General features: G+C 65.3%; 12 protein-coding genes and 1 pseudogene. 5 read left to right on the plus strand and 8 right to left on the minus strand.

Annotated elements, in window-relative coordinates; genetic code table 11:
* Positions 1 to 14: 14 nt before the first annotated feature.
* Complete coding sequence (locus NJT13_RS00880; protein WP_254523617.1) at positions 15 to 1,661, minus strand: PH domain-containing protein; 1,647 nt, start codon at positions 1,659 to 1,661, stop codon at positions 15 to 17.
* Position 1,662: 1 nt separating this feature from the next.
* Complete coding sequence (locus NJT13_RS00885) at positions 1,663 to 2,124, minus strand: PH domain-containing protein (protein WP_254523618.1); 462 nt, start codon at positions 2,122 to 2,124, stop codon at positions 1,663 to 1,665.
* Between the two features lie 263 nt (positions 2,125 to 2,387).
* On the opposite strand from NJT13_RS00885, the gene NJT13_RS00890 reads away from it, so the two are divergent.
* Positions 2,388 to 3,200 (plus strand): enoyl-CoA hydratase/isomerase family protein, encoded by an 813-nt coding sequence (locus tag NJT13_RS00890; protein WP_254523619.1) that lies wholly within the window; start codon positions 2,388 to 2,390, stop codon positions 3,198 to 3,200.
* A gap of 45 nt (positions 3,201 to 3,245) precedes the next feature.
* Here the strand turns inward: NJT13_RS00890 and NJT13_RS00895 are convergent, their stop codons facing one another.
* On the minus strand, positions 3,246 to 3,506 hold the full coding sequence (locus NJT13_RS00895) for a BolA family protein (RefSeq protein WP_254523620.1): 261 nt from the start codon (positions 3,504 to 3,506) through the stop codon (positions 3,246 to 3,248).
* A gap of 80 nt (positions 3,507 to 3,586) precedes the next feature.
* Positions 3,587 to 3,913, minus strand: a complete 327-nt coding sequence (locus NJT13_RS00900; protein WP_254523621.1) for a NifU family protein — start codon at positions 3,911 to 3,913, stop codon at positions 3,587 to 3,589.
* A gap of 176 nt (positions 3,914 to 4,089) precedes the next feature.
* On the opposite strand from NJT13_RS00900, the gene NJT13_RS00905 reads away from it, so the two are divergent.
* From NJT13_RS00905 to NJT13_RS00925, 4 genes and pseudogenes are all read left to right on the plus strand, one after another.
* Positions 4,090 to 4,614, plus strand: coding sequence for a DUF7523 family protein (locus NJT13_RS00905; RefSeq protein ID WP_254523622.1), 525 nt, complete (start codon positions 4,090 to 4,092; stop codon positions 4,612 to 4,614).
* A 99-nt stretch (positions 4,615 to 4,713) separates the two neighbouring features.
* A complete protein-coding gene (gene cysS, locus NJT13_RS00910; RefSeq protein WP_254523623.1) occupies positions 4,714 to 6,225 on the plus strand; it encodes a cysteine--tRNA ligase in 1,512 nt (503 codons plus the stop codon).
* Positions 6,226 to 6,299: 74 nt separating this feature from the next.
* Positions 6,300 to 7,531, plus strand: a pseudogene (locus tag NJT13_RS00915) (sensor histidine kinase).
* An 88-nt stretch (positions 7,532 to 7,619) separates the two neighbouring features.
* The gene (locus NJT13_RS00925; RefSeq protein ID WP_254523626.1) at positions 7,620 to 8,315 is read left to right on the plus strand and encodes a DUF6517 family protein; all 696 of its coding nucleotides are present in this window, start codon (positions 7,620 to 7,622) and stop codon (positions 8,313 to 8,315) included.
* 99 nt (positions 8,316 to 8,414) lie between these two features.
* On the opposite strand, the gene NJT13_RS00930 is transcribed toward NJT13_RS00925, so the two are convergent.
* The 4 genes from NJT13_RS00930 to NJT13_RS00945 all read right to left on the minus strand — a co-directional run bounded on the left by NJT13_RS00930 (position 8,415) and on the right by NJT13_RS00945 (position 11,430).
* A complete protein-coding gene (locus tag NJT13_RS00930; RefSeq protein WP_254523627.1) occupies positions 8,415 to 9,524 on the minus strand; it encodes a presenilin family intramembrane aspartyl protease PSH in 1,110 nt (369 codons plus the stop codon).
* Between the two features lie 107 nt (positions 9,525 to 9,631).
* Positions 9,632 to 9,892: an H/ACA ribonucleoprotein complex subunit GAR1 gene (locus NJT13_RS00935; protein ID WP_254523628.1), complete on the minus strand. Its 261-nt coding sequence runs from the start codon at positions 9,890 to 9,892 to the stop codon at positions 9,632 to 9,634.
* 1 nt (position 9,893) lies between these two features.
* On the minus strand, positions 9,894 to 10,175 hold the full coding sequence (srp19, locus tag NJT13_RS00940; RefSeq protein ID WP_254523629.1) for a signal recognition particle subunit SRP19: 282 nt from the start codon (positions 10,173 to 10,175) through the stop codon (positions 9,894 to 9,896).
* Positions 10,176 to 10,269: 94 nt separating this feature from the next.
* Positions 10,270 to 11,430, minus strand: coding sequence for a PGF-CTERM-anchored ABC transporter substrate-binding protein (locus NJT13_RS00945; RefSeq protein WP_254523630.1), 1,161 nt, complete (start codon positions 11,428 to 11,430; stop codon positions 10,270 to 10,272).
* Positions 11,431 to 11,433 lie beyond the last annotated feature (3 nt).

Here is an 11,433-nt window from a genome sequence, read left to right on the forward strand (position 1 = left end):
AGCCTTGGAGGCGGTCAGGTAAAATCCACCGAAAGCCCGGCATCGTCCGACCGAGCGCGCTCGCGCAGGGCCGACTGCAGTCGTTGTCGGCCCGTACCGTGAACCTCGCGAGCCGTCTCGAGGCCGATGTCGTCGATCGTCGGGGTTCCCCAGGCGAACGTTCGCGAACTGGCGGTGTCGACGGCGAGCGTCGCCAGCCCGAGCCGACGCTGGAAAATCGAGCGCCGGGTCGAAACCGTCTGAATCCGATAATACGGGACGACGGTCGTCCGGCGCTTCCAGAACCCGCTTCGAACGACGAGGTGGTCCTCGCCGACGAAGTAGCCCAGATTGACGTATTTCAGGTGTGCAGCGGGCGGAACGACGACGAAGGCGATCGCGGAGAGGTACCAGCGGCCGACGGTCGAAACCCGCGCGAGTCCGAATGCGGCCAGGACGACGACGCAGGCGAGTAGCGAGTACCGGACGAGATAGCGTCGCCGGGCCAGGGTCGGCGGTCGACGAAACGCGGGCGTTTCGACGCCGGTTACGTTCTCGGCGAACCGGTAGATGCGATCCGATTCCGCGAGCGGGACGGCCGACTGGCTGGCGCTCCCCACGTCGGGGCCGTAGCCGGCAGTTTCGACCCACAGGCCGGCGTACCCGACCAGCCGTTGAAGCGGGTTCTCGGTAACCGTGACCGACTGGACCTTCTCGACGGGGATCGATCCGCTGTAGCGCTGGATCAGCCCGCGCTCGTAGACGAAGTCCTCACCCGCTCGTCCCAGTCGGAAGCCGTAGTAGTTCGCGATCGTATAGAGCGCGCTCGAGACGTACGTCGCACCGACCCACTGGAGGGTCGTCACCCCGATCAACACGAGAAGGGGGCCGACGGCTGCGCCGTGGATCGCTTCCGGACCGCCGAGTGGCTGGGCTGCCAGCAAGACGAACTCCGGAACCGGACCCGAGCCGGAATCGGCGCTTTGGAAGAACAACAGTATCGCGACCGGGAAGACGGCCGCACCCCATCGGAACGAGGTCAGTGCGTAGACGAGGAGTTCTTTCAACTCGAGTTCGAACAACGTGATCGGCCCGCTCTCGGCTCGAGTTCGTTCGGTCCGTGCTGATTCGCCGACGCCTGCAGCGTCGGCTGCGTCGGTGGATGACGGTCGTTCGCCAGTGGTGGACGGCCGTTCGTCGGCGGTGGTCGGTCGTGGGCCGCCAGCGTGTGTCCCATCGTCGACGGAGGCCGTTAGCCGCCGGATCTCCGACTGAAGGCGTTCGGCTTCGGTTTCGCTCACGAAGTCCAGGCTGGCTTCCGTCTCGCCCCCGCCGGCGGTTTCGATCGAAACGACGGCGAGCCCCAGGATTCGCTGGACGGCCCCCTGGGACACGTCGACATTCTGAATGCGGCGATACGGTATCTCTCGAGACCGACGGGAGAGAACGCCCGAGGTGACGTCGAACGTGCTCGCCGTGATCTCGTACGTAAATCGGTAATAGTAGGCGATTCCGTAGCCGATCCCGGCGACGAGACCGAGAGGAGACAACACGAACAACAGGTCGATATCGACGTCGAAGACGCTGGATCCGACTCCCACGAGGAAAAACGGAATCGAAAATCCGGTCACCCCTCGCTGGAGGGCCGCCGTCACGGCGCTGAGTGGATGTAAACGATTCATCTCAAACGGCGTCCTCTCCCCCGCTCTCGACGGCCAGTTCGCGAAGCGTATCCTGCAGCTTTCGGGATCGAGACGGGGTCAAGCCCGGTATTCGGACGTCTGCGTTCCGGGAACCGGCCGTGTAGACGACGACGCTCGAGAGTCCCAGCACCCGTTCGATCGGGCCGAACTGGGTGTCGACGTGTTGGACGCGGACGAACGGGACCGCGGTTTCGACGAAGGTGACGACGCCTCGCTCGAGGTAGAGGGCGTCGTCCTGTAACTCGAACCGCCAGATCCGGTAGAGCCGGACGGCGTAGACGGCGCCGAGGGCGATCCCGAGGAGAACGACCACTACCAGGACGGACGTGGGAACGGTGACGAGCCACGTGTCGACCGCGGCGAGGCCGACACCGAGGAGAGCAGCGACGAGAGCGCCCCGGGCGATCCAGAGCAATCTGATGCGGGGGTGGAGCGATTCCATATTTCAAATGTGTCAGCACCGATGGATAAAGCTACGGTTCCGCCGATTCGAATCGGCGGGAGGGACGAACGGTCCACGACCGATGCACCGTCGTCCGAACGACTGGCCGGCATCCTCCGACCTCGAATAGCATCCCTCGGTGTCGGGAGCGACCCTCCGCAGCGAGGGCCGTCGGGAGGGCTGCAGGATGTGTGCGCTCGTGGCGAGCAGTCAACCGAGTGACGAAGGAATTTATCACGGTCTCTGATCAACAGTTCTCACACATGGCTTCAGATGCGTCAGAGACGGATCAGTGGGAGAACGTCGAAATCAGTCACGACGGTCACGTCGGCCGGATCACGCTGTCTCGTCCCGAGGCGATGAACACGTTCAGTACCGGGCTCGCACGGGATCTCGATGCGGCCCTTCACAAACTCGACGCGGACTCCGACACGCGGGCGATCGTGGTCGACGGGGCGGGCGAGACGTTCTCAGCCGGGATCGATCTCTCGGAACACGGCGACCACGAGGACAAATCGGAGTACGAGGGGTGGGTGACCCGGATGGAAGAACCGTTCCACACGCTGACCGAGATGCGGACGCCCGTGGTGGCCGCGGCCCACGGCCACGCGGCCGCCAACGGGATCGGTCTGGTCGCGGCCTGCGATCTCGCAGTGGCCGCCGAGGGAACGCAGTTCGGGGCCACGGCTCCCAAAGTCGGCCTCTTCTGCATGGGGCCTGCGGTGCCGCTGATGAACGCGCTCAACAGAAAGCGCTGTCTCGAACTCATTCTGACCGGCGAACTGATCGACGCGGAGACGGCTCTCGAGTGGGGCTTGATCAATCGCGTGGTCCCCGAGGGCGACCACCTGGAAGCGGCGATGGAGCTTGCGGAAACGATGGCGTCGAAGAGCCCCACGGCGGTACAGATGGGAAAGCGAGCGTTCTACGAGATGGTCGAACTGGACTACGACGACGCGCTCGAGTACTCGAACGAGCGATTCGCCGCCCTCTGTACGACCGACGATGCACACGCCGGGATCGACGCCTTCCTCGACGGGGAACCGCTCTCGGCCGATGAATGGCCCGAAACGTAACGGTCGCTCTCATCGCGGGGGTCGGAACCGTCCCTTCGGTCCAGGTTACCCCTCTGCCTCGAGGTCGTCGTACTCCGCGGGCGTGTACGTCGAGAGTTCCAGGGCGTGGATGTCGGTCGTCATGTGTTCGCCGAGGCTGTCGTAGACTTTCTGATGTTGTTGCACCAGCGGCAGGCCCTCGAATGCGGGCGAGACGACCGTCGCGGCGAGGTGGTCTTCGTCGTGTTCGTCGCGTGCGTGCGTGACGGTCGCCTGGGCGTCCTCGAGATTCGATTCGATGAGTTCCTCGACGGCGGTCGGCTTCATACTGGAGGGTTCGTCGCTCGATGCAAAAGCGCCGCGGTCGCGGCAGCGGTTTCACGGCCGACGCCGACCCGATCGCTCGCTCAGAACGGAGTATCCGGCGGCACGTCGCGGCCCGAAGACCCCTGATCGGCCAGTCCGTCGAGTCCGGTGCTGACCGACACGTGGTCGATCGCGTCGATCTCGGTCGGCAACCGCCGTTGAATCGCGTGGGTCGTCATCGGGCTGATCCCACAGCCGCTGCACGCCCCGCTGAGGTTGATCGAAACGCGGCGCTCCTCGAGATCGATCTCGGTGATCGAGGAGTCACCGCCGTGCATCTCGATCTGGGGGAAGTTCCGGCGGAGGAACAACGACACGTCTTCGCGGACGGCATCTTCGGTGGATCGCTCCTGGTCGGACTCGCTCATGGACGGACGGAGGGTCTCCGGGAGTTTATAGTATCGGTCGAACCGGTTCACGTAGCGCTCCGAACCCGGGGTATCCCGTCGAGTCGATTCGTGAGGCCGGGGTAGCGTGATTCTGCGGGCCACGAGGCGAATTCGATGACGGCGAATTTATGTCGACTGGAGACGCCGTCCAGGACATGTCACTGGCAGCCGAGACGCGCCTGGCGGTCGACCGACGTCCGTTCCTCCTGACCGCCCTGCGGGCCGGCGTCGTCAACTATACCGCCGCTGCCCGCTATCTCGACGTCGACGGCGAAACCGATGCGATCGCCACGGCGCTCCGTCGGTACGCGGACGAATTGCCCGCGTACGAAACCGAGTCGCGGGACGTTCGCGTCCGGATGGAAAGCGGGATCGGGCCGCTCGAGGGAGCGGAGAACGGACCCGGGACGGAACGTTCGAGCGAGGACACGCTCGTCGCCGTCGGCGACAACACCTTCGGTCCCGTCGACGGCGACCGAACCGCAATTCTGGCCTCTGGCGACGTCGATCCCGCTGGGCTCGCGGCTGCGCTCGAACGCCTGTCGCAGGAGGGGATCTCGCCGGACGCGGCCGCCGTGTCACACGAGACGCTGATCGTCGTGGTCGGACGACGGGAGGGTGCGAACGCGCTGCGGGCAGTCGAGGGCGCGCTCGAGCGTGTCGGGACACGTCTCGAGTAGCGATTACGAAATTCGAACGGGCCACCGCTTCGATCGAGTCAAACACCGCGTTCGGGCGTCATCACACGCTTTAACTGTCGTCCGAGGGAAGTAAGCGGTATGACCCTGCACGTGACGAACACGTTGACGGGCGAGAAAGAGCCGTTCGAGCCACGGGACCCCGAGAACGTTCTCCTCTACTACTGTGGCCTGACGGTCTCCGACCCGCCTCACCTGGGCCACGCCCGGTCGTGGGTCCACGTCGACGTCATGCACCGGTGGCTCGAGCATCTCGGCTACGACGTTCGTCACGTCGAGAACTTCACGGACGTCAACGAGAAGATCGTCGCTCGGACCGGCGAGGACGATCTGGGCGAGAACGAATCCGAGGTCGCGGAGACCTACATCCAGCGGACGATCGACGACATGCGCTCGCTGAACCTCCTCAGGGCGGAGGTCTATCCTCGGGTTTCGGAGCACATTCCCGAGATCATCGATCTGGTCGAAACCCTGGTCGAGAAGGGCTACGCGTACGAATCGAACGGGTCAGTCTACTTCGACGTCACCTGCTTCGACGACTACGGCGCCCTCTCGAACCAGGAACTCGACGAGATCGAATCCCAGGGCGATCCCGACGAACGCTCGGAAAAGCGCAATCCGGCGGACTTCGCGCTCTGGAAGGCCGACGGCGTCGATCCCGAAGCCGTCGCGGAACACCGCCACGAGGGCGTCGACCACGGAGGTGAGCCGCCGACGGGGCTGACCTGGGATTCGCCGTGGGGCGAGGGTCGACCTGGCTGGCACATCGAGTGCTCGGCGATGAGCATGACCCACCTCGGGGAGACGCTCGACGTTCACGTCGGCGGTCGTGATCTGGTCTTTCCCCACCACGAAAACGAGATCGCTCAGTCGGAAGCGGCCACGGGCCAGGAGTTCGCGAAATACTGGCTCCACTGCGAACTCTTCCAGATGGACGACGAGAAGATGTCCTCGAGTCTGGGCAACTTCGTCACCGTCGACGAGGCGGTCGACCGCTGGGGGACGAACGTGATGCGAACGTTCCTGACCGCCGGTTCGTACAATAGCAAACAGCTCTACTCCGACGAGACGATCGCCGAGGCCGTAGAGCGCTGGGACCGCCTCGAGCGCGGGTACGAGGCGGCCGTCGACGCGCTCGACTCGCCCGATGCGAAATCGAAGATCGAGGACGGGACCCTCCGCGACGAGATTTCGAGCGCGCGTGAGGCGTTCGCCGACGCCATGAACGACGACTTCAATACACGAGAGGCCCAGTCCGCACTGCTGTCGGTCGTCACCGCTGTCAATCGCCACCTCGAGCGGACCGCGGATGCGAACGGAGCGGAGGGCTACGACTACCGCGGCCTCCGGCGGGCCGTCGAGACGCTCGACGAACTGGGCGGCGTTCTCGGCCTCTCCTTTACCGGCGATACGACCGGTGCTGCAGGACTCGCCGGCGATGTGGTCGACCTGGTCCTCGAGGTACGCACTCGAGAGCGAGACGCCGGCAACTACGAACGCGCCGACGAATTGCGCGACGAACTCGAGGCGCTCGGGATCGAAGTCCAGGATACGGACGACGGGCCGACCTACCGGCTCCCGTCTGGCGAATAGGGCGTATCCGGTCACCGATCGTGACGATCTCGTTGGCCGACCCGCTCAAGTAGGTGGCGACCCTCGAGCCACCAATGAACACTGCCGGATCGTTCGTCACTGCCGGGTTCGACGCGCTGCCCGCACACGTGGCGATCCTCGACGGGACCGGGACGATCGTTTACACGAATCGCTCGTGGGATTCGTTCGGAATCGCACAGGGCCTCCCGAAAACGCGGCCGGCGTCGGAAGCAACTACCTCGCGGTCTGCGATGCGAGCGACGACGACGATGCGGCGGCGACGGCACGAGGTATCCGTGCCGTTGCGACCGGTGACCGCGACGAGTTCTCGCTCGAGTACCCCTGCCACACGCCGGAGCGAGACCGCTGGTTCGTGATGCAGGCGACACCGTACGAACACGACGGCGAGCGGTTCGTCCTCGTTATGCACGTGGATATCACCGATCGTCGACTGCTCGAGCAACGAACGCGCGAACAGGCCGCCCAGATGGAGCGCTTCGCGAAGCTACTGTCCCACGACCTCCGAAACCCGCTGTCGGTGGCGCTGGCACGAGCAGAAACGCTCGAGTCGAACGACGATGTCGACCTCGATCGCTCGAGCGAGGATCGCAGTTCGCTTCGCCCTTCGCTCGAGCGAATGGAGTCGATCATCGAGGATGCGCTGGTGCTCGTCACGGCCGACGCGGTCGAGGAGACCGAATTGATTCCGCTGTCGACGGCCGTCGAAACCGCGTGGGGTCACGTCCACACGAAATCGGCAACGGTCTCCGTGGCGGACGAGGTCGCGATCCGTGCCGACTCGAGGCTCCTGAGTCACCTCTTCGAGAACCTGTTTCGGAACGCGGTCGAACACGCGGGCGACGACGTGCGCATCGAGGTCGGAGCGCTCGAGCGCCAGTCCGCGAGCGACGTGAAATCCGCCCGCTCGGGTGACCCGGGATCGATCGGGCGTTTACTGACGGCGGGCGGGGAGCGACGACCGAATTCGACGGGTTCTACGTCGAGGACGACGGGCCGGGGATTCCCGTAAGCGAAACGCGACCGCGTATTCGAATCGGGCTACTCGTCGGAGGTCGGTTCGGGGAACACCGTGAACCGCACCGCGACGGCAGCGAGTTCCGAGGGCAGTGAGTCGGCCGACGAGAACCGTTCTTCGCCGGACGGCCGCGCAGACGGTGGGTCCGGTCTGGGCCTCGCGATCGTTCAGCACGTCGTCGACGCTCACGGCTGGTCGGTCGCGGCGACGGCGGGAAGCGACGGCGGCGCGCGGTTCGAGGTTCGGGACGTACCGCTGACTCAGTTGTAGCGACGAACGGGACAGCGGTCGAAACGGTCATCAGGGAGTGAAGACCACCGCGGCGCTTATTTCCTCGAGTCTGGTCGGAGTGACTGACATGAATCGACGGCTGTTCGTCGGTGCGCTCGCGACCGGCGCTGTCGGTACGATGGTCGGCTGTCTCAGCAGCGTCGCCGACGATAGCCCGGCCTTTATTGCGACGCCGGCGCGCGTCTCCGAGGAGGCGGCGGGGGAGACCGGCTACGAGTATCGGGGAACCAGAGAGCTGATCGACGAAGCCCGGGTCGGCGACCAGGCGGTCGAGGTGACGAGCTATACCAGCGTCTACGATCGGGGTATCGAACTGCCCGCCGAGCGGTTCGGAGCGGGGGCCCTGAAGGCGGGCGTGTTCTGCGTGACCTCGCACCCGCAGGCCACCGTGGACGGAGCGGAGTACGACCCCGTCGGCGACCGCTCGACGAGGGACCTCGCCGAGCGGGCCCAGAACCACTACGCGGGGATCGAAGTAGACAGGGCACTCGGCGGCCGAGCGCTCCAGGCGCTCGGTCAACGGTTTTCGTTCCAGGCGTACGAGGGAACCGCGACGCTCCGGGGCGAGTACGACGTTCGCGTTCGGATCGACCTCACCCGACGCGACCACGAGGACGACCACGTCGTCGTCGCGGCCGTGTATCCGGTCGCCGACCTCTTGTCGGGAGAGTCGGAACAGGGCAGGATCGATACCCTCACCCGGGGTCTCGAACAGTACGACGGTATCTCCGTCGATATCGTCGATCGGGACGGACACCGGTGAGACGTGAGGAGACGGGAGACGGGAAACCGTACTCGGACCGGGACGGCGGCGATCACTGGTGTCCTCGAGCAAACCGTCTCGGCGGAGCGCGTCGACCACTTACAGTCCGAGCGCAGTGGCTATCGAAAGCCCGCTCGCGAGCGCGCCGAGCAGATAGCCACCGATGGCACCGCCGTTGAGCAGCGGTAATCCAGCGTGTGGGCGCCCTTTGAGGACCATGTGCATGAGAACGAGCAATCCGCAGATAGTTCCGATCATCGCACCGAACGCCGGCACGTTCGCCGTGATGCCGGGGACTGCGGCCGTGGGGAGGTCGAGAAACGAAGCCGCGCTGGCGACGAGAACCGTCGGAATAACCGCGTCGCCGAGGCCGATGAACAGGGCGTCACGCTCGAGCGCGTCCGGGGCGTCTTCGACGGTCGCGTCGGTGTCCGCGTCGGAGCCGTCGCCGGCGGTCTCGCCCGGGTCGTCGTCGAGCGCGTCCGGGGCGTCGGCGTCGCCGGCGCTGCCGACAGCGTCCGCGTCTGTCGCGACTCGGTCGTCCGTGACGGCGTCGCCGCCGTCGCTCTCGAGGACGTCGTCGGCGCTGCCGGCTGCGAGGTAGGAGTACGAGAGCGTCGTCGGGACGACGAGGACGACGGGAATTTTGAGGTCCATCACGCCCTCGGCGAGATCCAGCATGTGTTCGGTTCCGTAGACGCTGATGGCGTCGTAGACGGCCAGTACCGTGAGCAACAGCAGCGTTGGAAGAATCCCGAAGCTAATTCCGAACAGGGCCGCAGCGCCCGCCCCCATCACGACCCCCGCGCTGTCGATGACGTACCACTCGGGATACCACAGGAGCGCCCCACCAACGCCGAGCGCAGCGGCGATGGCGAGGCCGTCCGCGATACCGTCCGAAACGAACGGTGAAACCGCCGGCGGGACGAGTTCCGCGAAGACGTACCACGAGATCATCACGCTCACCCCGACGAGCAACAGCTTGATGAGCCACTCGAGGTCGAACTTGAACGCCGCGAGCATGAGACCGGTCGCTGCGAGCATGACCCCGAAGTAGAGGATGCTGTTCGTCGGATTTTCGGGGTTCTCGACGGCTTGCCGACCCGATTCGTCGAACGGCTCGATCAGTGCCAGCGCACCGACTTGAACGCCGAGGAACAACAGTGCGGTAAGCCCCACGGCGGCGACAACCCGCGTCCGGTCGTTCATGATGCGGCGTTGGCACTCCGCTCGTATTGACTTTTCCACTCCGCGCTCGCGCGACGTGTCCGCTGACAACACCCGTTCGTCCGGACTCGTCCGAAAACGGGGTCGTGCTATCGCGCGTACAGCGTCGACCCGACGAGCGACGGTAGGTGCACGTCGTCGTCCGGCGTCACGGCCAGGTAGGGTCTCGAGACGGGGCCGAACACGTCGACGACGCGTCCGACCTCCTCGAGGGAGTCGTCGAGGACTATCGTCCCGATCTCGTCGCGGTGTTCGTCGCCGTCGTGGCTCGCTCCGCCTCCGTCGGGGGCGTCCGCTCGCAGGACGGCGAGCCCCTGTGCAGTGCGGACGACCGCGCCGACTCTGCGCATCTCACTCGCGCATCGCGACGACGTACGCCGCGACGGCCTGGACGAGGTCGTTTTTCGACGAGTCGTCTGCGCCGCGAACGACTACTCGGCCGCGACGGGCCCACGGTTCCCGAGAGTAGGCCTTGTCGCGCTCGATCGTGGCATCGTACCCGATCTGCTGAACCGCTTTCGCGATCTCGTCGACCGTCGGTTCCTCGACTGCAAGATCCAGGGACACCCGTCGTCCCTCGGCCCGCGAGATAGCGGCATCGAGATAGGCGGGCCAGATGACGTTCTCGACCATGCGCATTTCTGAGTGGTCAGGCGAGTAAACGCTTTTCAAAGCGAGACGGCGCTTCGAACGACGAAAACGGAACCGTAATTCGCTCGGGAGCGAGTTATCGTCGCGCGGCGACGAAACTCACGGCCGCCAGCAGCGCCGCGAGAGCGGCTGAAGCCCCGAATCCGGGCATCGCGCCGCCATCGTTCTCCTCGATATCGTCCTCGTTCGGTCCCGAATCCGTCGCGTTTCCGTGGTCGCTGTACGACTCGTCGACCGACTCGAGGTCGCCTTCGATCTCGGCGTACACCTCGGGGTGGACCTGCTCGATCAGCGTTTCGATCGCGTAGACGACGTTCGGCCCGGGCTGGCTCATCGCGTTGTCGTCGACGGCGACGACGTTGTCCTCCTGAACGGCGGTCGTCTCCTCGAGCCCACCCGGTATCGGTGGCGAATCAGTCCGGTCGGGGTAGACGATCCACGTCGGATCCTCGTCGACGACCACTTCGGAGTTGAGTTGCACCCATCCCGTCTCGCCGACTTCGGCGGCCAGGTTCGTGAACCCGGCCGCGGTCAGTACGTCGTGTTGAAACGTCTCCGACCCGGAGGTCGCGCCGTCCTCGCCGCTGGCGTAGTACGCGAGTGGCTCGTTCGCCCCCTCCAGTGCGGTCTCGTAGATTTCGAGTCGTTCGTCCATCCACGAGATCGTCTCCTCGGCGCCCGCACAGTGGCCCGTCACGGCACCAGTCACGCGGACGTTCTCGCGGACGCCGTCGATCGAATTCGCCGTTTCGAGGACGACGACGGGTATGCCCCTGTCCTCGAGCGTCTCGAGGAGGTCCTGGTTGTAGGTGGCGATGTTTGCCGCGAGGACGACGTCCGGATCGTCCCCGACGATCTTTTCTGCGACCGGGGTGACGCCGTCGTCGGCGGTGATGTCCGTCCGATCACCGGCATCGAGCGACTCCGTGTACTGACTGACGGGCATTCCCACGACCTTGTCTTCGGCACCGATCGAGTAGGCGAGTTGTGCGTCGCCCGGATACAGCGTCACCACCGACTCGGGTTCGCTCTCGAGTGTGATCTCCTCGCCCCGCGCGTCGGTCACCGTCTGTGGATACTCACACTGCGCGTTCGATTCCCCCTGCACGTTCGCCTCCCCCTGCGCGTTCGCCTCCTGTACAGCCGGCACCGGTGCGGCGCCTGCGGCGACCGCGACGGGGGCGATAGCGGAGACTGTCAGTAAGGCGGCGATCAAAACCGTCAATTGCTGTCGCATCGT

Source organism: Natrinema caseinilyticum, from assembly GCF_024227435.1.
Classification (GTDB): Archaea; Halobacteriota; Halobacteria; order Halobacteriales; family Natrialbaceae; genus Natrinema; species Natrinema caseinilyticum.